Consider the following 21,566-nt stretch of genomic DNA (forward strand, 5'->3'; position numbering starts at 1 on the left):
ATGGTTAGAAGATATGCACACTTAGCACCGAATCATCTGACCGAACATGCGCGACAAATTGACCTGCTTTTTGGCGGAGGTGTCCCAAATTCGTCCCAATCAGGAAAAATGGTGGTTACAAAATAGAGATAAGCCATTGATTTTAAATGGTACGCCCTACAGGATTCGAACCTGTGACCTACGGCTTAGAAGGCCGTTGCTCTATCCAGCTGAGCTAAGGGCGCATTGAGATGTGAAATAAGAAACATCATTAATGCAATGCGTTGATGCTGACGTGGATTATACGGGCATAATGGATTGAGTCAATGGCCTTTTCGTTCAGATGCTCATTTTATGATTATCATTAAAACTGACAGGCCGTCCATGTTCTGACAAAATAGCTCCCATTCCTATAATTGATGATGGAATCTTAAATACATGTCAGCAAAAATTATTGATGGGAAAACGATTGCGCAGACAATCAGAAGTGAAGTTGCAGAAAAAGTCAGGCAGCGTGTTGCTGCCGGAAAACGAGCCCCCGGGCTTGCCGTCGTTTTAGTAGGAGAAAATCCCGCTTCCCAAATTTATGTCGCGAGTAAACGCCGCGCCTGTGAGGAGGTTGGTTTTACTTCACGCTCTTATGACATGCCAGACACCACCAGCGAAGCCGAATTACTCTCCCTGATAGATAACTTGAACAATGATCCCGAAATCGACGGTATTTTAGTTCAACTTCCCCTCCCTGCCGGTATTGATAATGTCAAAGTTCTGGAACGCATTCACCCTGATAAGGATGTGGATGGTTTTCACCCCTACAATATCGGTCGCCTGTGCCAGCGTGCTCCAAGATTACGCCCTTGTACGCCACGAGGTATCGTGACTCTGCTCGAGCGTTGTAATATCAATACTTATGGACTAAATGCGGTTATTATTGGGGCCTCCAATATTGTCGGCCGTCCGATGAGTCTTGAGTTGCTGCTGGCTGGATGTACCACAACAGTCACTCATCGCTTCACTACGGATCTACGCCAGCATGTAGAGCAGGCTGATTTATTGATCGTCGCGGTCGGTAAACCAAACTTTATCCCCGGTGAGTGGGTTAAACCCGGCGCAATAGTGATTGATGTGGGTATCAATCGTCTGGAAAATGGGAAAGTTATCGGGGATGTTGACTTTGATAAAGCATCTGAGCACGCAAGCTGGATTTCCCCTGTACCGGGTGGTGTCGGCCCGATGACCGTCGCGACGCTGATTCAAAATACCTTGCAAGCTTGCGAGGAATATCATGATGTAAACAAAACTGAAGGACAGTGATGGAAATTTTTTATTTAGATGGCCACCCTTATGTAGAACTGTGTGATTTACTGAAGCTTCAAGGATGGAGTGAAAGCGGTGCGGCAGCAAAGGCTGCTATCGCAGAGGGTTTGGTTGAAGTTGATTCTCAGGTGGAAACTCGCAAACGCTGCAAAATTGTTGCAGGAAAAGTTATTACTTTCAACGGCGATTCTGTTCGCGTTAAAGAATAATTTAGCTCTTCGCTAATCCCCGTCAAAGAAACGGCACTTTATTATGCGTTACGCATTTAAGGTGCCGTTTTTTTATTGCATACCGCTCTATGTGATGGATATGTTCAACACAGATCTGTGACATCAGCGATGCTTATTAAACAATCACGCCTTAAATGTTTTGGTTTTTTTATTAGTTGCTATACTGAGAAGCTCACTTACAACTGAAAAGGAGTTGATTATGTTAAGTAATAGAGCTGCAAGAAGGTTGTTGGGCATGCCGTATAAGTTAAGCAATTCTAAACGTAGAGTGACTATTTCTCTTTTGAATCTCAACGCCGATACTGATAAACATCAAATACCTGAACATCTGAACCATTCGTCTTTTATTTCCAAAAAAAGAGACGCTTCTTCAGGAAAAATCAGTTATCACTCTGGAAATGCTTTTTATCCTAACCATCTGAATAAAAATCAATAAAATATCAATCTGATAGATATCATAGAATAAACCGCCTACAGCGAGGCGGTTTTGGTGTTTTTCAAGCCGTATAAAATCGGTTATTTACGGCGCCATGTTGTGCCCTGTGGGCCGTCTTCCAGTTCAATACCCATTGCATTAAGCTGGTCACGCGCAGAATCGGCCAAAGCCCAATCTCTGTTTTTACGAGCATCATTACGCTGTTTAATCAGTGCCTCGATTTGGGCAACGTCACCATCGTCATCAGCACCACCTTGCAGGAACTGTTCAGGCTCTTGCTCCAGAAGCCCCAGCACTCCCGCCAACTTACGCAGCTCAGCAGCCAGCCCGTTTGCCGCAGCCATATCGTCAGTTTTTAGGCGATTAATTTCACGTGCCATATCAAACAGTACGGAATAAGCTTCTGGGGTATTGAAGTCATCGTTCATAGCTTCAACAAAACGGGCTTCAAAGGCTTCACCACCAACAGGCTGGACGGATTTATCTGTACCACGCAGAGAGGTATACAGGCGCTCAAGCGCAGTACGAGCCTGTTTAAGGTTCTCTTCCGTATAATTTAACTGACTGCGATAGTGACCGGACGTCAGGAAATAACGCACTGTCTCAGCATCGTAATATGCCAGCACATCACGGATAGTAAAGAAATTGTTGAGAGACTTCGACATCTTCTCTTTATCCACCATTACCATACCGGAATGCATCCAGTAATTCACATAAGGGCCATCGTGAGCACAGGTAGATTGTGCAATTTCATTTTCATGATGCGGGAACATTAAATCTGAACCACCACCATGAATATCAAAATGATGCCCCAACTGTTTAGCGTTCATAGCGGAACATTCAATATGCCAACCCGGACGCCCTGCTCCCCACGGAGATTCCCAGCTTGGCTCACCCGGCTTGGACATTTTCCACAACACGAAATCCATTGGATTACGTTTAACATCCGCAATTTCAACACGAGCACCGGCCTGTAACTGCTCCAGATCCTGACGGGACAGCAGACCATAATTAGGATTACTATCGATAGAGAACATCACGTCACCATTATCAGCAACGTATGCGTGCCCACGTTTAATCAGCAGTTCAGTAAGCTCAATAATTTCAGGGATATGTTGCATCGCACGCGGTTCTGAATCCGGACGCATAATATTCAGCGCATCAAAATCGCTGTGCATCTCATTCACCATACGGGTAGTCAAGACATCACAGCTTTCATTATTTTCAATCGCGCGTTTGATGATTTTATCATCTATATCAGTAATATTACGGACATAGGTTAATTCATAGCCCGAATAACGCAGATAACGGGCAATAATGTCAAATGCGACAAATGTTCTACCGTGGCCAATGTGACACAAATCATAAATGGTGATGCCACACACGTACATGCCCACTTTCCCTTCATGGATCGGCTTAAATTCTTCTTTTTGGCGACTGAGAGTATTGAAAATTTTTAGCATCAGTGGGTTTTCCGTAAAAATTGATGTACGTGTAATAAAAAAACAAAAGCGGACAAATCCGCTGATTTTAGGCTTCCTTATCAGCTAGATAAATAAACTATAATAGAAAAGCCAGATTAGATATTTCACCCTGATACGCGGCACTTTGCAAGCATTGTGATCAGCTTTATTCCCGTGGAATGGCTGAGTACTGACTCAAAATCACAGATATGGTATAAAAGCCGTTGTTTCGCACACTCTAGAATATTAGAGTCAGTCAAAAATATTATTAGGATTTCTATTATGGTGACTTTTCATACCAATTTCGGCGATATCGTGATTAATACTTTCGCTGAAAAAGCGCCTGTAACTGTTGAAAATTTCTTGAATTACTGCCGCGAAGGCTTCTACGATAACACTATTTTTCACCGTGTCATTAATGGCTTCATGATTCAGGGTGGTGGTTTTGAGCCTGGTATGAAGCAGAAAACGACTAAGTCTCCTATCCAGAACGAAGCTAATAATGGTCTGCAAAACAGCCGTGGCACTCTGGCAATGGCTCGTACCAATGATCCACACTCTGCAACAGCTCAGTTCTTTATCAATGTTGTTGATAATGATTTCCTGAACTTCCGCTCAGAACGCCCTGACGGCTGGGGTTACTGCGTATTTGCTGAAGTTGTAGAAGGCATGGACGTCGTTGATAAGATTAAAGGTGTTTCAACTGGTCGCAGCGGTATGCATCAGGATGTACCACATGAAGATGTTATCGTTGAACGTGTTACTGTCAGCGAATAATTAGTCGTTACATGAGTACACTGTTTATTGCTGATTTGCATCTCAGTGAGCAGGAACCGGCAATTACTGCCGGTTTTCTACGTTTTTTACGTGAAGACGCAATTCATGCGGAAAGCCTGTATATCCTCGGTGATTTTTTTGATTACTGGATTGGTGACGATGATCCCAACCCTTTACATGCGGAAATCGCACAAGCACTTAATTCTCTGAAACAAAAAGGCGTTTCCTGTTATTTCATTCATGGTAACCGTGATTTTTTATTAAGTTCCCGGTTTGCCAAAGAGAGTGGGCTGATTCTTCTGCCACAGGAAAAAGTTCTGGAACTCTACGGTAAGCGCATTCTTATCCTGCACGGTGATACTCTTTGCACCGATGATACGGGTTATCAGCAATATCGTAAGCGGGTACATACTCCGTGGGTCCAACGGCTGTTTTTACTTCTTCCTTTGTTTATCCGGCTGAAAATTGCAGCCAGAATGCGGGCAGGCAGCCAGTACGCCAATAGCCAGAAATCTGAGTCGATCATGGATGTCAATCAACAAACAGTTATTGAACATTTTAATAAATATCAAGTGGATTGGATGATCCACGGGCACACGCATCGCCCGGCTATCCATGATATCCGCATCGGCGATAAAATATTACATCGTGGTGTATTGGGTGCCTGGCATCATCAAGGATCAATGTTCAAAGTGACAGAAACATCTATTGAATTGGTATCTTTTCCTTTTTGAAGATAGTGAGTTTTTTCTGTAAAAATAAAAAAAGCAACCAACGCAAACGTTTTCCTTCTGCAATTCGCGTGATATTATCCACCACCTTATCCATAATGGATTTCAAGACAACATTATTTTGAACTTTGTTCTGGTGGACATCCAATACAGGAGCATCTGATTTATGACGGCAAGCCCTGATCCCTCACAAACTATCTCCACGGCAGCAACAACCGAAATACAGCATCATGCCAAAATTGCTATTGTCATGGGTTCAAAAAGTGATTGGGCAACAATGCAACACGCAGCTGATATTCTGGCTTCCCTTGATCTTCCTTTTCATGTCGAAATTGTTTCAGCGCATCGAACACCCGATAAACTTTTTCATTTTGCTGAACAAGCAAAAGCAAATGGTTTTGAGGTGATTATTGCCGGTGCGGGAGGCGCTGCTCATCTGCCGGGGATGCTGGCGGCCAAGACATTAGTCCCTGTGTTTGGTGTTCCGGTACAAAGTGCAGCCCTGAGTGGTGTGGATAGCCTTTATTCTATCGTCCAAATGCCTAAAGGGATCCCTGTGGGTACGTTAGCTATCGGTAAGGCAGGCGCAGCAAATGCAGCCTTGCTTGCAGCTCAGGTTCTGGCATTACATGATGAGACTCTATTTCAGCGACTGGCAAACTGGCGTCAGACTCAAACTCAGGATGTTCTGGAAAATCCGGATCCCCGGGAGGATGCATGAGGCCTGTTTGTGTATTGGGTAATGGCCAATTAGGCAGGATGTTACGTCAGGCGGGCGAACCATTAGGGATAGCCGTCTATCCGATTGGGTTGGATGCTGAACCCGAATCTGTTCCCTATCAAAGCAGCATTATTACAGCTGAAATTGAACGCTGGCCTGAAACGGCTTTAACCCGCGAGCTTTCCCATCATAAAGCATTTATTAATCGTGATATTTTCCCGTTACTTGCTGATCGCTTGCCACAGAAACAGCTTTTAAACACGCTTGGGCTGGCAACAGCACCGTGGAAATTATTATCTGATCCTAGCCAATGGCCGCAAATTTTCAGTGAACTGGGTGATTTCACCATCGTAAAACGTCGGGTCGGTGGTTATGACGGTCGTGGACAATGGCGTATCCGGCCGGGTAAAGAAACGGATTTACCCACTGAAATTTATGGTGAATGCATTGTAGAACAAGGGATCCCTTTCTCGGGGGAGGTTTCTCTGGTGGGGGCGCGTAATGCCGACGGAAAATCAGTGTTCTATCCGCTGACCCATAATCTTCATCAGGAAGGAATTCTACGTACAAGTGTTGCCTTTACTAGTGCTAATCGTCAATTACAACAGCAAGCAGAAGAAATGTTGTCCCGCATTATGGAGCACCTGAATTACATCGGTGTTATGGCGATGGAGTGTTTTATTGTCGGTGATGAGTTACTGATCAATGAGCTGGCACCACGGGTACATAACAGTGGCCATTGGACACAAAATGGTGCCTCTATTAGTCAGTTTGAACTTCACCTACGGGCAATTCTGAATTTACCTATGCCTCAACCGGAAATTGTTTCCCCTTCTGTGATGGTCAATCTGATTGGTACTGAAATAAACCCAGAATGGCTCAGTTTACCGTTGGTTCATTTACATTGGTATGGCAAGGAAGTTCGCCCGGGACGTAAAGTGGGGCACTTAAATGTGACACATGCGGACAAAGAAACATTAAAAAACATGTTGAAAACGTTGGCCTTACTATTGCCAACAGAATATCAAAGTAGCCTTAAATGGGCACAAAATAAATTAAGTTGATCAAGTAGCAGCTAAAGAAAGTGGTAGTGATTAAAATAAGCTACCATTTTCCATTTCAATCTTGTCATAAACTGATTAATAGTCAGACAAATACCATCAACAGCAACTAAATATAAAAATTATTAAACAATATAAATATTATATTTTCCAATTAAAAAAACAAACTCAAAATTCACTTCTATTTATTCCTGCTATACTTACAGTACCAGAGATGAATATTCCCATCGTCTTTCAAATTACATTGAAATGGGCAGCGATTAATTTTGAGGTACATGGTGTATGTAACCATTTTTAAACTTTCAGCTTTGCTACTCATGTTATTATTAATATGGAGAAAAATGGAATGAAATCACTTAAAAAACACACAGCATATAGTTTATTTTTGATCATGATATTTTTTTCAAATAATGCTTTTTCTTCTGCGTATTATCATATGAATTTTATAAACAATAGTAACACTGCAAAAGTCACTATCACTCGTGAAGATTACAACTGTATGTATAATACTGGACCATCTCCCATAAAACTATCCTCCAAAGAAAATATATCTTTTGACATAGAAGACAGTAATAATATATTTAGCCATTGCCATGATAAAACAAAATATATTTTATGGTCTGTTAATTATTCTCACGGTTCTGATACAGCCAACTGCAAGATAATAATGGATCATAGTAACGATGATATAGATAACGTCTGGAGAACCTTTTTTGAAACATACGATGAATGTCAATTTCCAGTTAAGTTTACCTGTGATGGTAGTGAACAGGCTTGTCAGAATGGGTTAACCACGAGGCACAAACAACAGTTAACCATGATAATCAACTAAAGACAGAAAGAAAATAGAAAATTATGTCATCTAAACCACAAAAATATATAGGGAGGAATATTAACCCCGCGGTGGTGTACTGCTGTTATATCCCTGCCACCTCAGCAGTTATACCACTATACCGCGGTAAGTTAACACCCCCCTCCAAAACATAGTTCTGTACTTTTTCTTACCAAGAATTATTTTCTTGATAATGCTCTGGACAGAGTATCTACTATTGTCCTTGTTGTTTGGTCTACTTCATAATTAAGAATATCGCCTACTTTAATCTTATTAAGATTCGTTATCCTCAGTGTTTCTGGAATAAGATTTAAAGTAATGGTTTTATTTTCCTCATCAATATGATTGACAGTTAAACTACACCCGTGTAGCCCGATAAAACCTTTCAGGAAAAAGTATTTAATATTATCCTGAGGAATTCGGATAACCAGCCGATAAGTTTCGCCTATCTCAGTAAACTCAACCACCTCGGCTATACCCTCTATATGCCCATAAAGACTATGACCGCCATTCTCTTTATTCATCTGATGTGAACGCTCTATATTGACCTGATCACCAATGGAAATAAATTTTAGTGTTGTGGTATCAGCGGTAAAATCAGAAATATCAAAAAAGACTTTGTCTTCATTGAATTGAGTCACTGTCAGACAAGTGCCATCAACCGCTACGCTAGCACCAATGGCAACATCATCAAAAAGACGGTTATTGTTGCTAATTGTTATTGTACTGAAACCATTATTTTTATTGAGTGATAATACCTTCTCTTTACCCTGAACAATTCCTGTATACATGACGTTCACTCCAGAAGTTAACTCATTAATTTTTAAAAAAATATACATTAAACACGTATGGTTACATTTACTACGTTGTCACATCATGATTTTTTATATAAATCAAAGAGGAATTTAATATAGCATGATAAGTATAAAAATCCTAAAGTTGGTGCTTTTATAGCATATCCATAGTTATCCAATATAATTAAACTTCAAGAGTAAACTTCCTTATAAAATATCAGAAACTCAATCGATTACAATATACATTGCCACAATAAAATTAGGCATTAACATTAAAATAAACGCCTTATTATTTTCTAATTCGGTTTGCAAAATAACTCTCTCCACATGAAATAATGTTACTTCACTTTTATTATAAATAAGAAAATCAAAAAACATCATCAACTTCCATGTAATTTTTCTTTTATAGCCTCAATCCGATGCCTATAATAACAAATTGCAGGAAAGTAAGAATACTGATAGGAAAAAGAAAAACGTGAAAATATACCAAGTAAAATACCGTCTTTTGAAAAAATAGGACTTCCTGAATCTCCCTTTATTCCTGTAATATGTGTTCTCAGTTCATAACCATTTATTGCCTCTATTTTACTGAACTTTTCAATTAGTGTTGTCGTTGTCTGATAAATCGTATGTGGTAATATAATCCCATCATCCCCCATTAGTTGATATGCAATCCCCTCAAAGGGATATACCACTCCTGGGCCTCCTTTTGAGCATGATTCAGGTAGTTTTGCTATCTCAGCACCTTTTCCAATAGAAGTCATATCGGTATCTACCTTGAAAATAGCTATATCAACTGACGGCATAAACCTGACTAAACTTTTCCCCGAATAGAGGTGTGCACTCCGACCAAACATTTTGCTATATATTTTCCCATAGCTGACTTCCACATCTCTTTTTTTGGCATTTAACCAATTATCATCAAAACAATGAGAAGCAGTAAGCACCAAGTCACTCCCAATAATTACTCCGCCACATTCATATGAACCACGCTGGTGTATATTGTCAAAGGAAAATAAAAGCTTAACATATGATCCAACATATTTAGGATTCGGTGGATCATCAGCTATTGCGAATCCCTTTTCTGTTATGAAAATTCCCATACAAAAAATTGCAATGAATATATTAATCCAAATTTTCATTTTTTACTCCCTCATGAAGTTATAACATTTCAATACCTTATTATAATTAGAGATAGCTACAGAATGAAAATGCAGTCATCCTTATTGAATTATAGCCGCCCATTCAATTTTCATGATGAATTAACCAGTAAAAATATTTTTTAGAAATCATATATTCATTATATGGAAACAAATAAAAACTTAAAGCAAACCATAAATTTAATTTTTATTATTTTATTTAAACCGTTATTAACAAATTAAAAATAATCACATAAATAAACATCTAATTTATTAAAAAGATAAGTTTCTTAAAAAAGAAAATCACATTCAGTATTAAAAGGTATTTTTCTCTAGTAACATTGACTTCATGATATAGGTGCTATAATTAAAAGCACATAAAGTGGTTATCATAATATTCTCTGAGCTTTGTGGAAAAACCGCATTCAGAATCAGACTGGAAATTTTTTCTCTCTCTATATTATTAAATAATATTTATAAAAAAACCGAATTAATTTAAATTGCATAATAATTTAAATACAAAAGATAGAGGTAACATCATGAAATACACAAATCCACTCATGATTATTGTTTTTTTAATAACTTGGTCAATTAGTTCAGCTTATGCTGGATGTCCTAATGGCAAGAATGGAACCTATACTGGATATGTTGGTAAAATCATTTATAAAAATAATTATGAATATCCCACATTTACTTTAAGTAATTATCCAGATTCTATTATGAGTCTATCAAAAGAAGTAGGGATTAATACACCTAGAGGAAAAAATATTTCTGACCTCCTTATATTAGCAAAATTTAATTTTAATAAAATTACCGTAACATGCACAGATCTGAACGTATCCACTCTAATTTTAGAGGATAATAATGATCCAGAAAACAAATAGAACCCAAAATCATGATGACGACGTAGCTAGATTATTCTGCAATAAATCACAAGTTAATATATTATCTATTATGTAATGATGGTAGGAAATACTAATTCTTCCATGAAATAAAAATCAGATTTTAAATAATAAAAATACTATATTTCCTCTTCCATTCATTTCTCCTTATAAAAGTGCTGGTTTTAACACTAGCACTTTTTTTGATTGTAACGTTAATTTAATTGATGACAGAGAAAATTATGTAATTTTCCGTAAGATAATGAAAAAAGTTAAGTGTAATTCGTTAATTTCGTCAATTTTCCATCAATTGATACCAGTCTTTACTTCAAAAGTGTTTAACTTTCAACCAAAATTGCATTATCACTTGGAAAACAACTAGAGTATCAGACCAGTCATCTATAGGCATTTTTTTCTCAACCCAGTCAAAAATAAATACAAAATCAAGGATACATCTTATTTTCGTACTAACCAATTGAGCTATGGTGTGTTTATTCGATACAGTTTTTCCTGATAACCACTTAAAATAGTGCTGTTTTTAACGGTTCATATCCTTGATGGGGTCATAATGTCCACTCAATACGACAAATTCGGGCGTACTTATCAGTGGTTTTTGCTGATACTTTTAGGCATGGTCTATTTTCTATCCACAGCAACAACCTTTACGTCATTGGGTGTTGTCCTACCCAGTATGATTAATGAACTGGGCTGGAGCTGGACTGATGCCGGTTTAGGATTCACACTGCTTGGCCTGACCTGCGGGCTGTCCAGTTTCCTGCCAACCGTGTTTATTCGCAGGGCCGGTGTTCGGTTCACACTCTTTATTGGGTTACTGATTTTTCTGGCTGGCTTCTACAACCTCTATCATACTCATGCCATTGCATCATATTTCATTGGAACGGCTTTAATTGGTGTCGGTTTTACCTTTCTGGCCACTGTACCCGGCACCTATGTTATTTCACGATTATATGAAAAACAGTCTCTGGCTTTCGGGTTCTATTTTACAATTGGCGGGCTAGGCGGCGTGATTGGCCCGTGGATCTATTTTCTGGCAACCCGGGTCTGGGGAACTTGGCGAATGCACTGGATGATCTCCGCTATAGTGCTCACTGTTTTTGTTATCGTGACTATTTTCACCCTTCGGGAAGGGGAAAAGGAAATTGCCCACGCTAAGGCAGTCAGCCAAAAAAATAATAGGGAAAACTCATCCAGTATATATCGTACACAACAGTTCTGGACAGCCCATCAGGCACTACGGACATGGCAGTTTTATGTTATTGCGGCCACCTACACAGCATTTTTGTGGTGTGGTATTACGGTTAATAGTTTCGCTGTAGCCCATATTATTGAAAATGGTTTTAATGAAGCCATTGCCGCAGGATTACTAAGCTCCATGGCTTTTATCAATGCATTCTCAAGACTGGCCGGAGGTGCTGTCGGGGAATGGCTTGAGCCGAAAAAATTACTGCTTGGTAGCCTGACTATCATTATTCTTGGCTTAATCGCCCTGAGTATTGCCTCTTCATGGCCATTCTTGATTGCATTTACGCTGTTCGTCGGTATGGGATACGGCATGACTTTTCTCGCTTCCAGTGTGTTGCTCGCCAATTATTTTGGTCGTAAGCCTTATCTGGAACTCTTTTCGATCATGAATCTGATTTCTACATTAGCTTGTTTGGCTCCTTTCTTCGCTGGAGCTATTAAAGATTATTCCGGTAGTTTTACCTGGGCTTTCCTCATCATTGCTTTCCCTGTTTTCGCTGTGTTAACCGTAACAATGATGATGAAACCACCCAGCCATAAAATAAGAGGCACTTCAGTTAAAACTGAATAGGATTGCCGCATCGATTGAAGCACAAATAAGGAACTAGTGATGGCAGGCATTGCTGAAGTGACATATCGGGCCAGGTTCATGCAAAGCTGAATCTAGCTGCTCTGATTTGGCGAGTGTCGCCCGGAAATTTACTGTTCTGAAGCATGGGAAGCCAAAGCTTCCCATGATCGGTAATGTGTCAAAAGTGAATAGAACAGAAACGTTTTATTTATTCCGGTAGACGCCGGTATTGCGCCTGCCTGCGCAACAGCCGCACTCCCAGCCAACCCCCGCAAAGTGAAAGTAACAGGCTGCTGATAACTGGCAACAAGAGCCACATCAGCCACTGTGGTTGCCACGGAAACTCAAAGACTTTTGTCTGTAACAGCCAAAGAGCGATTTCAGCCCCAAATGCCGCCGCCAGACCCGCCATAAAACCAAGCAAGGCGAATTCACTCCATAATGTACGCCGCAATAGTTTCTTACTGGCTCCCAGTGTGCGATAAACCACCAGCTCAAGCTGTCTCTGGCTCATACCGACCTGAATTTGTGCCAATAAGAGTAACCCTCCACATATCATTACCAGCACAACCATGATTTCCAGTACCCGACTAACCTGCTGCAAGATACCTTGGATCTGCTTAACCATAGAACCAATATCCAGCATGCTGATCGTCGGGAAATGACGATTAATTTCTGTCAGTAATTTCCCGTTTCCGACATAATGGAAGCTGGTCAGCCACGTCTGAGGCTGTTGTGCCAGTGTTTCTTTATCAAAAATAAAGAAAAAGTTCGGATGCAGGCTTTCCCAATCTACTTTGCGAATACTGCTGACTGTAACGTCAAAAGTTCTGGTGTCACCGGTAAAAGTCAGTTTATCGCCGATTTTGATCTGCAACCGATCCGCAACCCCCTGCTCAAGAGAAACTTCCTTTGATTGCGGCGGCCAGTTACCTTCAACAAGGGTATTGAACGGCGGCAATTCTTTTTTCCATGTCAAGTTAAGCTCACGCCGTACTGTCGTGCTCTTAGGATGTACTTTGTCAGCCCATTCAATTGCAGACTGCCCATTAATTTCTGTCAGACGCGCCAGCACCACCGGATAAAATTCCGTTGGCTTTACATCATATTGTGCCAACAGCTCATCCACTGGTGTGAGTTGTGGTTGAGTCATATTGATCAGGAAATAATTCGGGCTATCCGGCGGTAACTGTTGCTGCCACTGGTTCAGTAAATCTCCTCTCACCATCACCAGCAATGCCAGTAGCATGAAAGAAAGTGAAAACGCGGCCAACTGAGTCATTGTCTGGAATGGCCGGCATAACAGCCTGCTCACAGCCAGACGCAGGCTCAGCTGGCGAAATGTGATACGGCGCAGTAACCACAGGCCGCTCCAGCCTAATCCACCTAGTAAAAGTGCTACAACAGGGATTCCCGCCAGTAATGACCATAATAGTGGTTCAGTCCCTGCCAACAGTATTAATCCTCCTGCAATAATCAGAGCAACTACAGGCAAATAATAGCGTAGTGGCCAGACACTGGCAGAAACACCACTTCTCAATACTCTGGAGGGCTGAGTTGCCATCAACTGGTGGTAAGGACGGCTCCCCACCAGCAGAGCAATACTGAACAGAGCACCAATCGCCCACACCCACGGCCACATCCCTGCTGCCGGTAACATTTTAGGTAACATCGCAGCCAGTACCCGGATCAGGGCAGCTTCAAAAGCCAGCCCCAGAATAGAACCGACGACAGTTGCTGCAAGTAATATCACCAACCACTGCCCGATAATCCATCGACGCAATGCCCAGCGCCCTGCTCCCAGCGTTTTCAGTATCGCAACCAGATTATGGCGACTACCGCAATAATGCGTCATAGAAACCGCTACGGCAGCGACAGCCAGCAATAATGTCAGCAAGGCCGATAACAACAGGAATTGTTGGGCGCGTTCGATGGATTTTGCCAGCGCACCATTATCCTGTTTTAATGTTAACCAGCGTTGATCCGCTTTTAATTCAGGATCAATTAATTGTTGGAATGACTGAATCGCATCTGGTGAACCTGCAAACATATAACGATAAGTCAGACGGCTGCCCGGCTGAATAGCGCCTGTCGCTTGCGCATCATCGATATTGATTAAAACCCGGGGAGAGAGTTGGAACGGATTAAAACCGCTATCGGGCTCCTGCAAAAGTTCTCCACTAATCTTCAGTGTGGTATCACCAACGTCAAGGCTATCTCCCACTTTGATATGCAATAACGCCAGCAAACGCGGGGCAACCAGAACTGAACCTTTTTCCGGTTTCAGCCCCGGGGGGCTAGTTTCCAGTTCACCATACAACGGATAGTGTTTATCTGCGGCTTTTACATCCGTAAGTTGTGGAACGTCTCCCGCATAAGCCATCGTTGAAAATGAGATCTGGCGGCTGAGTGTCAGCCCCTTTTTCTGTGCCAGCTGCAGCCATGATGGATCAACAGGATATGATGCCCGTAATACCAGATCGCCAGCCAGGAAATCGCGGCTCTGATAATGAACACTCTGATCAATTCGATCACCTATACGCCCTAGCGCCAAAACACAAGCCACAGCCAGCGTCAGCGATAACCAGACAATCAACAGCGATGGAGTACGCCACTCACGCCAGAACCAGCGCCAGATCATGCTTCCTCCTGCAATTTTCCGTCTACCAGACGTAAGCGCCGCTGGCAGCGGGCAGCAAGCTGGCTATCATGAGTGACCAAAATCAGTGTGGTTGCATAATCATGGTTGAGTGAAAACAGGAGATCCGCAATACGCTCACCTGTCTGGCGATCAAGGTTACCTGTCGGTTCATCTGCGAACAAAATTTTAGGGCGGGTACTGAACGCTCTGGCTAATGCAACACGCTGCTGCTCTCCACCTGAAAGCTGGGCTGGCATGTGTTTCAAGCGCTTGCCCAAACCTAGCTGCTCCAGTAATTCGATAGCCTGCTGACGACTCTGACTTTCTGATTCTCCGCGCAGAAGTGCGGGAAGCTGGACATTCTCCAGTGCATTCAAAGTAGGGATCAACATAAACGACTGGAAAACAAAACCGATGTTTTCTGCCCGTAGCTGTGCCCGCTGTTCCTCATTCATATGGCTGATATTCTGCCCCAGCAAATGAACTTCCCCTGAGCTACCGTCATCCAAGCCAGCAATAATACCCAAAAGGGTCGATTTCCCTGAACCTGATTCACCAATTAATGCAATTGTCTGCGCTCGCTCGACAAGCAGCTCAACACCTTGCAATATATTAATTACCTGTTCCCCTTCACCTACATATTTAATGAGATTATGAACTTCAAGAGCACACTCTACAGCCATGTATTTTTCCTTTTATTGTTAATGCTATGCAGCGCCAGAGCAATGGCGGCTGATACTCTGCTTATATTAGGAGACAGCCTCAGTGCAGGTTATCGCCTGCCGGTTGAGCAATCGTGGCCTGTTCTTATGGCAAACCAATGGCATCAATCCGGTAATAAAGTGAATATCATTAATGGTAGTATCAGCGCGAATACCGCAGTACAAGGTTTTGAACGCCTGCCTGAATTACTGAAACAACACAAGCCCAAATGGGTTTTAATCGAACTCGGAGCGAACGATGGGCTACGTGGTTTTCCCGTTCGGCAAATAGAACAGGATCTGCAAAAAGTCATTTCATTAGTCAAACAGAGCAAAGCTCAGCCGCTCTTAATGCAAATCCGCATTCCGCCCAATTATGGGAAACGTTACACCGAATCTTTTGCCGGAATTTACCCTGCTTTATCAAAAAATAATGATATCCCTTTATTGCCCTTTTTTATGGAGCAAGTTGCTATCAAACCGGAATGGATGCAAGATGACGGGTTGCACCCCAATCAGGCCCCACAACCCTTTATTGCAGATTGGATGTCCAGAAAACTATCGGCATATATTACCCATAAGTAAAAATGTTCACTTATTAATAGTAAATCATTTATGCCAGTAAATTGTTGTAAATTGACAGGTAAAGTTATGCAAAAAGCCATTCTTATTACCGGATGCTCCAGTGGTATCGGATTAGCCGCCGCCAAAACGCTTCATCAACGTGGCTATCGTGTTTTGGCTGCTTGCCGTAAACCTGCTGATTTAGCACATATGCGCGAATTAGGTTTAGAACCCATCGAACTGGATTTGGATGATCAGGAAAGTGTTAAGAAAGCCGCTGAGCAAGTTATTGAGTTAACAAATGGTCGTCTATTCGGATTATTCAATAATGGTGGCTTTGGCGTTTATGGCCCGTTGGCGAGTATTTCCCGTGAACAGATGGAAAAACAATTTTCCACGAATTTCTTTGGCACCCATCAACTGACGTCTCTGCTACTGCCAGCAATTCGGGCGAATGGTGAAGGACGGATTATCCAGACCAGCTCTGTGCTGGGGTTAATTTCCACTCCGGGCCGTGGTGCATATTCTGCCAGTAAATATGCGCTTGAAGCCTGGTCTGATGCCCTGAGAATGGAATTAGCTGGAAGTGGAATAAAAGTCAGTCTGATACAGCCGGGGCCGATTAAAACTCGTTTCACTGAAAATGTTGCTCAGACCGAGATTGATAACCCCGTCGAAAACTCGGCAATGGCTCGCCGTTTAACGATGACGCCTGAAGATGTTGTGGAAAAATTAATTCATGCACTGGAAAGCCCTAATCCTAAGTTACGCTATCCTGTGACGCTAATATCTCATGCTGTTACTGTTCTGCGTCGCCTGCTGCCAGCAAGATTAATCGATAAAATCGTATCTTCGCATTAGCCATAAGATTGAAAAACCGGCAGGCCAGCCCTATGTATACTTTAATGAATGCCCTTATAACGAGAGAGAACCCATGGAACCAACAATGAATACTAACAGCAACACTGCTCAGATTGTTCGCATTAATGAAGCAAATATCGCTCAGGTTGTTCAACAGTCTCTAACCACACTTGTTGTATTCTATTTCTGGTCCCCTCAGGATCTGCATTGTCATGAATTAGAGTCCACCCTCGATAAACTCGCCCATGAATATGCCGGTCAATTTATTCTGGCTAAAGTTGATTGTGACCAACTGGGCCATATTTCGGCACAATTTGGTGTGCGGACTGTACCAACCGTACTTTTTGTGCGTGAAGCCCGCCCTTTCCACGGCTTTGAAGGGATGCAAACCGACGAGAATATCAGAAAGATGTTTGCCCAAATTCTGCCACTGTCAGGAAAGTCCCCGCTGGAACAGGCAAGTGAATTACTTGCTGAAGGAAAAAATCAGGAAGCGCTGTCTTTACTGAAAGAAGCTCATCAGGAAGATCCGCAGGATATGGAACTCAGCTTATTTTTGGCTGAAGTTCATATTTCATTCAATCATCTGGAAGAAGCGGAAAAAGTACTGGAAACTATTCCATCAGAAGAGCAAGACCAACGTTATCATGATTTACTGGCCACCATTGAATCACACAAACAAGCAGCGGATTCTCCTGAAATCAGGCAGCTTTTGCTGGAAATGGCATCTCAGCCGGAAAATGCGGAACTTGCGCTTCAATTGGCGTCTAAATTACATGAAGTCGGACGTAATGAAGAAGCGCTTGAATTATTGTTCGGTTTTCTGAAAAAAGATCTCTCTGCTGCCAATGGTGAAGTGAAAAAAACACTAATGGATATTATCACCGCGCTCGGTACCGGAGATGCGCTGGCATCCAGATATCGTCGTCATGTATACTCTTTACTCTATTGATTAAGAGCATTTATGTATTCCATGATTAACTAATAAAGGAATTGTTATGGATTTACTTTCTCTCGGGGCTGTGCCCATTCTGATTATTATTGCAGTCGTTATCGTTTTTACCTGTGTTAAGACCGTCCCACAAGGATATCAGTGGACAGTAGAACGTTTCGGCCGCTATACACGCACCTTAACGCCAGGATTGCATATTCTGGTCCCGTTTATTGATCGCGTGGGTCGTAGAATCAATATGATGGAACAAGTACTGGATATTCCATCGCAAGAGGTGATTTCCCGCGATAACGCCAATGTCACTATTGATGCCGTCTGCTTTATTCAGGTTGTCGATCCGGTACGTGCTGCCTATGAAGTCAGTAACCTTGAGCTGTCTATTATCAACCTGACGATGACTAACTTCCGTACTGTTCTGGGTTCAATGGAACTGGACGAAATGCTGTCACAGCGCGATTTAATTAACAGCCGCCTGCTGACCATCGTCGATGAAGCGACTAACCCGTGGGGGGTGAAAATTACCCGTATCGAGATCCGTGATGTACGTCCACCGAAGGAATTGATCTCAGCAATGAATGCCCAGATGAAAGCTGAACGTACTAAACGTGCAGATATTCTGGAAGCTGAAGGGGTTCGTCAGGCCGCTATTCTGAAAGCCGAAGGGGAAAAGCAGTCTCAGATCCTGAAAGCAGAAGGTGAACGCCAGTCAGCATTCTTACAGGCAGAAGCCCGTGAACGTGCCGCAGAAGCTGAAGCAAGAGCAACAAAAATGGTTTCTGACGCGATTGCTGACGGCAATATGCAGGCGATTAACTACTTCGTCGCCCAGAAATATACGGATGCTCTTACCAGTATCGGTGCAGCAGATAATAGCAAAGTCATTATGATGCCGCTGGATGCCAGCAATCTGATGGGTGCTATCGGAGGTATTGCTGAGCTGATTAACGAAAGTAAGAAGGATAGACAGGATAACTAACTATGATTGAACAGATAGCCACTCAACCGGTCTGGTTCTGGCTCTGTTTTGGTGGATTACTGTTAATTGCTGAATTGCTGGGTACGGGGGGATATTTGCTGTGGACAGGGATTGCAGCGGTCATTGTCGCCCTGATCACATGGATTTTTCCCTCAATGAGCTGGGAGCTACAAGGCATACTGTTTGCTTTATTAACATTACTCTCTGCTATCACGTGGCGGGCCTGGTTGCGCCGCCACCCGCAAAAGAGTAGTGATGAGAGGCTCAATCAGAAAAATCAGCAATTAATCGGGCAGCACGCCCGCTTAACGACAGATACTGAAAATGGCTATGGGCGAATCAGACTGGCTGATGGTAGCTGGCGCATTCACTGTGACCATGAACTCACTGCCAATACAGAAGTTGAAATCATCGCCGTCGACGGGATCACACTGAAGGTTAAGCCGGTATAATACAGGGTGGCAACAAACCGACACAGAAAATATTAAACCCTTATTGTCAGTTAATGCAGTTAGCCATCCAGCAACCTTTAATTTTGATATAAATTGCCCTCATTCATCAACGACACTCCCTAATACAGGCTGGCTATGCCAGCCATATTTAACCTTTCATGAAACCAAACGATGAATCCAGTGGAAAACGTTGAAAACGGCCATTGACTGGAGTTTAGTAATTTCTGTTTACAATATGTTACAGGTAACTGAATTATCATTCATTTATCGTTATATCAAAACTTATCAATACCACATAACCCTAGCAAACAAGCACACCTAAGCTCTGACAGGATGTACGTTTCTTCTGAAAAGAACAGCAGAAATGACAGATCCATTTCGAACGAATAGTCAAGATAAAAATATCTCAATGTAGCGAAAGTTAAAATTAATCGAATACCCAGTTCTGAGAAAAACGAATAGGGATTTAATCATGACTTTTAAAATCATTTGCTGCGATGGCGGCGGAATTCGTGGTTTGCTAACAGCCAAACTTATCGAAGATCTCGATAAGAAATTTCATATTATTAAAAGAACCAATGGATTTGCCGGAACATCCACAGGAGGCTTATTAGCTCTGGGCATGGCACACGGTGTCCCTATCTCAAAAATAGTTGATTTATACAAAAAGGAGGGGGCTAATATTTTCAAAGTCCATAGTTTATTACAGAATAAATACAAGACTGGAATTTGTGATTTTCCGGTCCCCAAACTTACCCAAGAGCTCGATAGACAATTTCAAATTCAAATTACTAAAAAAACCAGTAGGATTGCGGGGATATCCACAGAAGGGATATCATCACAAGATATCACTCTTTCGAAAATGGTTGGCCGCTACAGAAATGATGGCATTCAGCATTTTGGCTCGAATGAGATATCACTACAAAATATAAGCAGGGCTAGAGGGTTTTCCGCTCAAAATGATGAACCTCTTGGAAGACCGGGTCTTATGGGCGCAAGATATTACAGCAGTAACCTGAAAACAATTCTACAGAAACTCTTTTCTGATGCACAACTATCCAGTTCAAGATGCTTTATAGCGATTAATGCGGCCCAGCTTTGGAACGAAAACAATCAATCCTGGCTACCGTGCACATTTTCCAATCTACCAGAAAATCCCTTTCGTAATATCTCCATGGTTGATGCAGCAATGGCAACATCCGCGGCTCCAACGTACTTCCCGCCATACCGTATTCAGGTGAATAGCACAGATTTTGGCTATTTCGTAGATGGTGGGGTTTTTGCCAATAATCCGTCCATGACAGCACTTACCGAAGCATTATCACTGAAGGGAATTTCTGGCCCAACTGATATCCGCATGCTATCCGTAGGTACCGGAGATATGTCTAACGGAGTGAGTTCGATCAATTTCGACTACTGTGCACCACCGTTAAGCTGGGGAGTAAATTGCTGGTTGTGGCCTCTGCGGTGGGGGAACAAAGATGAGATACCACCAGCAGCTCTGTTGATGCTCATATTTGAAACGACGGCTAAAATGGCAGAACTTCAGACCGCAAAAATTCTTGGAAAAAACTACTTACGCGCAAATTTTACGCTCAGTAAACCGTTCGATATAGACGATTGGAAACATATCGAAATCCTTGAAGCTGAAGTGGATAAATATTTGCAAACACCTGACTGGGAGCGCATATGCAATCAGGTTAAGCGACTCTGGATATAAATACACAGGCCCCTGACAATTAAGCTGATATCATCAACCATGTTTTGCACAAATACCAGATAGTTGTTCAATGATGGGGCATTCAGCGCCATCATTTCCCGGACATTCAGCCGCCAGTGTTAATAACTTTTTCCTGATATTCTGCAATTCTGCAATCGTTTTTTCTATTTCAGCCACTTTTTGCAATGTTGCAGCCTTGACATCAATACTATGGCGATTAGGGTTGTGAAATAATCGTAATAGTTCCCTGCACTCTTCCAGAGTAAACCCCACCTCTCTCGCCTGCCGTAAAAGGATTAATTCATCAATATGCTTCTGTTGATAAAAACGGTAGCCATTCTCTTCCCGCCCCGGCGCTGTAATCAAATCTTTTTCTTCATAGAACCTGATAGCTTTGCTGGTTAAGCCCGTTTTCTGGGCAATTTCACTGATATTCATCATTCCCCCTTGACCTTCCCCTTGCAGGAAGGTTTAGCCTAAACAGATAACGAGCTATCCCCAATA

At 42.1% G+C, this 21,566-nt stretch carries 22 protein-coding genes, 1 tRNA gene and 1 pseudogene; 17 read left to right on the forward strand and 7 right to left on the reverse strand.

Features of this window, described 5'->3' with window-relative positions; all coding sequences use genetic code 11:
• A pseudogene (locus AACS92_RS12655) lies at positions 1 to 126 on the forward strand (integrase); the annotation flags it as partial.
• A 21-nt stretch (positions 127 to 147) separates the two neighbouring features.
• Here the strand turns inward: AACS92_RS12655 and AACS92_RS12660 are convergent.
• Positions 148 to 224, reverse strand: a tRNA-Arg gene (locus AACS92_RS12660).
• Between the two features lie 193 nt (positions 225 to 417).
• On the opposite strand from AACS92_RS12660, the gene folD reads away from it, so the two are divergent.
• The 3 genes from folD (at position 418) to sra (ending at position 1,962) form a co-directional block, all read left to right on the forward strand.
• Positions 418 to 1,293 (forward strand): bifunctional methylenetetrahydrofolate dehydrogenase/methenyltetrahydrofolate cyclohydrolase FolD, encoded by an 876-nt coding sequence (gene folD / locus AACS92_RS12665; protein ID WP_099111330.1) that lies wholly within the window; start codon positions 418 to 420, stop codon positions 1,291 to 1,293.
• Positions 1,293 to 1,505 carry a ribosome-associated protein YbcJ gene (ybcJ, locus tag AACS92_RS12670; RefSeq protein WP_099111331.1) on the forward strand — a complete coding sequence of 71 codons (213 nt, stop codon included), beginning with the start codon at positions 1,293 to 1,295 and terminating at the stop codon, positions 1,503 to 1,505. The genes folD and ybcJ overlap by 1 nt, the downstream gene beginning before the upstream one ends.
• 220 nt (positions 1,506 to 1,725) lie before the next feature.
• Positions 1,726 to 1,962, forward strand: coding sequence for a stationary-phase-induced ribosome-associated protein (sra, locus tag AACS92_RS12675; protein ID WP_099111332.1), 237 nt, complete (start codon positions 1,726 to 1,728; stop codon positions 1,960 to 1,962).
• A gap of 80 nt (positions 1,963 to 2,042) precedes the next feature.
• On the opposite strand, the gene cysS is transcribed toward sra, so the two are convergent.
• The gene (gene cysS / locus AACS92_RS12680) at positions 2,043 to 3,425 is read right to left on the reverse strand and encodes a cysteine--tRNA ligase (protein ID WP_099111333.1); all 1,383 of its coding nucleotides are present in this window, start codon (positions 3,423 to 3,425) and stop codon (positions 2,043 to 2,045) included.
• Between the two features lie 282 nt (positions 3,426 to 3,707).
• On the opposite strand from cysS, the gene ppiB reads away from it, so the two are divergent.
• The 5 genes from ppiB (at position 3,708) to AACS92_RS12705 (ending at position 7,547) form a co-directional block, all read left to right on the forward strand.
• A complete protein-coding gene (gene ppiB / locus AACS92_RS12685; RefSeq protein WP_099111334.1) occupies positions 3,708 to 4,202 on the forward strand; it encodes a peptidylprolyl isomerase B in 495 nt (164 codons plus the stop codon).
• Between the two features lie 11 nt (positions 4,203 to 4,213).
• Positions 4,214 to 4,936: a UDP-2,3-diacylglucosamine diphosphatase gene (gene lpxH / locus AACS92_RS12690; RefSeq protein WP_099111335.1), complete on the forward strand. Its 723-nt coding sequence runs from the start codon at positions 4,214 to 4,216 to the stop codon at positions 4,934 to 4,936.
• Positions 4,937 to 5,099: 163 nt separating this feature from the next.
• On the forward strand, positions 5,100 to 5,654 hold the full coding sequence (purE, locus tag AACS92_RS12695; protein ID WP_099111336.1) for a 5-(carboxyamino)imidazole ribonucleotide mutase: 555 nt from the start codon (positions 5,100 to 5,102) through the stop codon (positions 5,652 to 5,654).
• Positions 5,651 to 6,718, forward strand: a complete 1,068-nt coding sequence (purK, locus tag AACS92_RS12700; protein ID WP_099111337.1) for a 5-(carboxyamino)imidazole ribonucleotide synthase — start codon at positions 5,651 to 5,653, stop codon at positions 6,716 to 6,718. The genes purE and purK overlap by 4 nt, the downstream gene beginning before the upstream one ends.
• 343 nt (positions 6,719 to 7,061) lie before the next feature.
• Positions 7,062 to 7,547 (forward strand): hypothetical protein, encoded by a 486-nt coding sequence (locus AACS92_RS12705; RefSeq protein WP_099111338.1) that lies wholly within the window; start codon positions 7,062 to 7,064, stop codon positions 7,545 to 7,547.
• Between the two features lie 179 nt (positions 7,548 to 7,726).
• Here AACS92_RS12705 and AACS92_RS12710 read toward each other — a convergent pair whose 3' ends face one another.
• A complete protein-coding gene (locus AACS92_RS12710; protein ID WP_099111339.1) occupies positions 7,727 to 8,338 on the reverse strand; it encodes a riboflavin synthase subunit alpha in 612 nt (203 codons plus the stop codon).
• Between the two features lie 383 nt (positions 8,339 to 8,721).
• Positions 8,722 to 9,483 carry a trypsin-like serine protease gene (locus AACS92_RS12715; RefSeq protein WP_099111340.1) on the reverse strand — a complete coding sequence of 254 codons (762 nt, stop codon included), beginning with the start codon at positions 9,481 to 9,483 and terminating at the stop codon, positions 8,722 to 8,724.
• Positions 9,484 to 10,019: 536 nt separating this feature from the next.
• Between AACS92_RS12715 and AACS92_RS12720 the strand changes: the two genes are divergently transcribed.
• Both AACS92_RS12720 and AACS92_RS12725 read left to right on the forward strand, forming a co-directional pair.
• Complete coding sequence (locus AACS92_RS12720; protein ID WP_099111341.1) at positions 10,020 to 10,364, forward strand: hypothetical protein; 345 nt, start codon at positions 10,020 to 10,022, stop codon at positions 10,362 to 10,364.
• A gap of 565 nt (positions 10,365 to 10,929) precedes the next feature.
• Positions 10,930 to 12,195: an MFS transporter gene (locus AACS92_RS12725; RefSeq protein WP_099111342.1), complete on the forward strand. Its 1,266-nt coding sequence runs from the start codon at positions 10,930 to 10,932 to the stop codon at positions 12,193 to 12,195.
• A 208-nt stretch (positions 12,196 to 12,403) separates the two neighbouring features.
• Here the strand turns inward: AACS92_RS12725 and ybbP are convergent, their stop codons facing one another.
• Together ybbP and ybbA are read right to left on the reverse strand one after the other, a co-directional pair.
• Positions 12,404 to 14,836 (reverse strand): putative ABC transporter permease subunit YbbP, encoded by a 2,433-nt coding sequence (gene ybbP, locus AACS92_RS12730; RefSeq protein ID WP_099111343.1) that lies wholly within the window; start codon positions 14,834 to 14,836, stop codon positions 12,404 to 12,406.
• Positions 14,833 to 15,519, reverse strand: a complete 687-nt coding sequence (gene ybbA / locus AACS92_RS12735; RefSeq protein ID WP_099111344.1) for a putative ABC transporter ATP-binding protein YbbA — start codon at positions 15,517 to 15,519, stop codon at positions 14,833 to 14,835. The genes ybbP and ybbA overlap by 4 nt, the downstream gene beginning before the upstream one ends.
• On the opposite strand from ybbA, the gene tesA reads away from it, so the two are divergent.
• The 6 genes from tesA to AACS92_RS12765 all read left to right on the forward strand — a co-directional run bounded on the left by tesA (position 15,490) and on the right by AACS92_RS12765 (position 21,062).
• On the forward strand, positions 15,490 to 16,122 hold the full coding sequence (tesA, locus tag AACS92_RS12740) for a multifunctional acyl-CoA thioesterase I/protease I/lysophospholipase L1 (protein WP_193756980.1): 633 nt from the start codon (positions 15,490 to 15,492) through the stop codon (positions 16,120 to 16,122). The two genes, ybbA and tesA, sit on opposite strands and share 30 nt — an antisense overlap.
• Positions 16,123 to 16,188: 66 nt before the next feature.
• Positions 16,189 to 16,962 (forward strand): SDR family oxidoreductase, encoded by a 774-nt coding sequence (locus AACS92_RS12745; protein WP_099111345.1) that lies wholly within the window; start codon positions 16,189 to 16,191, stop codon positions 16,960 to 16,962.
• 73 nt (positions 16,963 to 17,035) lie between these two features.
• Positions 17,036 to 17,914, forward strand: a complete 879-nt coding sequence (locus tag AACS92_RS12750; protein ID WP_099111346.1) for a co-chaperone YbbN — start codon at positions 17,036 to 17,038, stop codon at positions 17,912 to 17,914.
• 46 nt (positions 17,915 to 17,960) lie between these two features.
• Positions 17,961 to 18,890, forward strand: coding sequence for an SPFH domain-containing protein (locus tag AACS92_RS12755; RefSeq protein ID WP_099111347.1), 930 nt, complete (start codon positions 17,961 to 17,963; stop codon positions 18,888 to 18,890).
• Between the two features lie 2 nt (positions 18,891 to 18,892).
• A complete protein-coding gene (locus tag AACS92_RS12760; RefSeq protein WP_099111348.1) occupies positions 18,893 to 19,342 on the forward strand; it encodes an NfeD family protein in 450 nt (149 codons plus the stop codon).
• A gap of 472 nt (positions 19,343 to 19,814) precedes the next feature.
• A complete protein-coding gene (locus tag AACS92_RS12765) occupies positions 19,815 to 21,062 on the forward strand; it encodes a patatin-like phospholipase family protein (protein ID WP_099111349.1) in 1,248 nt (415 codons plus the stop codon).
• Positions 21,063 to 21,095: 33 nt separating this feature from the next.
• Here AACS92_RS12765 and cueR read toward each other — a convergent pair whose 3' ends face one another.
• Positions 21,096 to 21,500 carry a Cu(I)-responsive transcriptional regulator gene (cueR, locus tag AACS92_RS12770; RefSeq protein WP_099111350.1) on the reverse strand — a complete coding sequence of 135 codons (405 nt, stop codon included), beginning with the start codon at positions 21,498 to 21,500 and terminating at the stop codon, positions 21,096 to 21,098.
• Positions 21,501 to 21,566: the final 66 nt, after the last annotated feature.

It is taken from the genome of Xenorhabdus sp. KJ12.1, from assembly GCF_963876495.1.
Classification (GTDB): Bacteria; Pseudomonadota; Gammaproteobacteria; order Enterobacterales; family Enterobacteriaceae; genus Xenorhabdus; species Xenorhabdus stockiae.

Excerpts from the sequence above, each read along its gene's own strand:
- folD (WP_099111330.1), top strand. The coding sequence starts at position 418 with ATGTCAGCAAAAATTATTGATGGGAAAACGATTGCGCAGACAATCAGA.
- ybcJ (WP_099111331.1), top strand. The coding sequence starts at position 1,293 with ATGGAAATTTTTTATTTAGATGGCCACCCTTATGTAGAACTGTGTGAT.
- sra (WP_099111332.1), top strand. The coding sequence starts at position 1,726 with ATGTTAAGTAATAGAGCTGCAAGAAGGTTGTTGGGCATGCCGTATAAG.
- cysS (WP_099111333.1), bottom strand. The coding sequence starts at position 3,425 with ATGCTAAAAATTTTCAATACTCTCAGTCGCCAAAAAGAAGAATTTAAG.
- ppiB (WP_099111334.1), top strand. The coding sequence starts at position 3,708 with ATGGTGACTTTTCATACCAATTTCGGCGATATCGTGATTAATACTTTC.
- lpxH (WP_099111335.1), top strand. The coding sequence starts at position 4,214 with ATGAGTACACTGTTTATTGCTGATTTGCATCTCAGTGAGCAGGAACCG.
- purE (WP_099111336.1), top strand. The coding sequence starts at position 5,100 with ATGACGGCAAGCCCTGATCCCTCACAAACTATCTCCACGGCAGCAACA.
- purK (WP_099111337.1), top strand. The coding sequence starts at position 5,651 with ATGAGGCCTGTTTGTGTATTGGGTAATGGCCAATTAGGCAGGATGTTA.
- AACS92_RS12705 (WP_099111338.1), top strand. The coding sequence starts at position 7,062 with ATGAAATCACTTAAAAAACACACAGCATATAGTTTATTTTTGATCATG.
- AACS92_RS12710 (WP_099111339.1), bottom strand. The coding sequence starts at position 8,338 with ATGTATACAGGAATTGTTCAGGGTAAAGAGAAGGTATTATCACTCAAT.
- AACS92_RS12715 (WP_099111340.1), bottom strand. The coding sequence starts at position 9,483 with ATGAAAATTTGGATTAATATATTCATTGCAATTTTTTGTATGGGAATT.
- AACS92_RS12720 (WP_099111341.1), top strand. The coding sequence starts at position 10,020 with ATGAAATACACAAATCCACTCATGATTATTGTTTTTTTAATAACTTGG.
- AACS92_RS12725 (WP_099111342.1), top strand. The coding sequence starts at position 10,930 with ATGTCCACTCAATACGACAAATTCGGGCGTACTTATCAGTGGTTTTTG.
- ybbP (WP_099111343.1), bottom strand. The coding sequence starts at position 14,836 with ATGATCTGGCGCTGGTTCTGGCGTGAGTGGCGTACTCCATCGCTGTTG.
- tesA (WP_193756980.1), top strand. The coding sequence starts at position 15,490 with ATGAACTTCAAGAGCACACTCTACAGCCATGTATTTTTCCTTTTATTG.
- ybbA (WP_099111344.1), bottom strand. The coding sequence starts at position 15,519 with ATGGCTGTAGAGTGTGCTCTTGAAGTTCATAATCTCATTAAATATGTA.
- AACS92_RS12745 (WP_099111345.1), top strand. The coding sequence starts at position 16,189 with ATGCAAAAAGCCATTCTTATTACCGGATGCTCCAGTGGTATCGGATTA.
- AACS92_RS12750 (WP_099111346.1), top strand. The coding sequence starts at position 17,036 with ATGGAACCAACAATGAATACTAACAGCAACACTGCTCAGATTGTTCGC.
- AACS92_RS12755 (WP_099111347.1), top strand. The coding sequence starts at position 17,961 with ATGGATTTACTTTCTCTCGGGGCTGTGCCCATTCTGATTATTATTGCA.
- AACS92_RS12760 (WP_099111348.1), top strand. The coding sequence starts at position 18,893 with ATGATTGAACAGATAGCCACTCAACCGGTCTGGTTCTGGCTCTGTTTT.
- AACS92_RS12765 (WP_099111349.1), top strand. The coding sequence starts at position 19,815 with ATGACTTTTAAAATCATTTGCTGCGATGGCGGCGGAATTCGTGGTTTG.
- cueR (WP_099111350.1), bottom strand. The coding sequence starts at position 21,500 with ATGAATATCAGTGAAATTGCCCAGAAAACGGGCTTAACCAGCAAAGCT.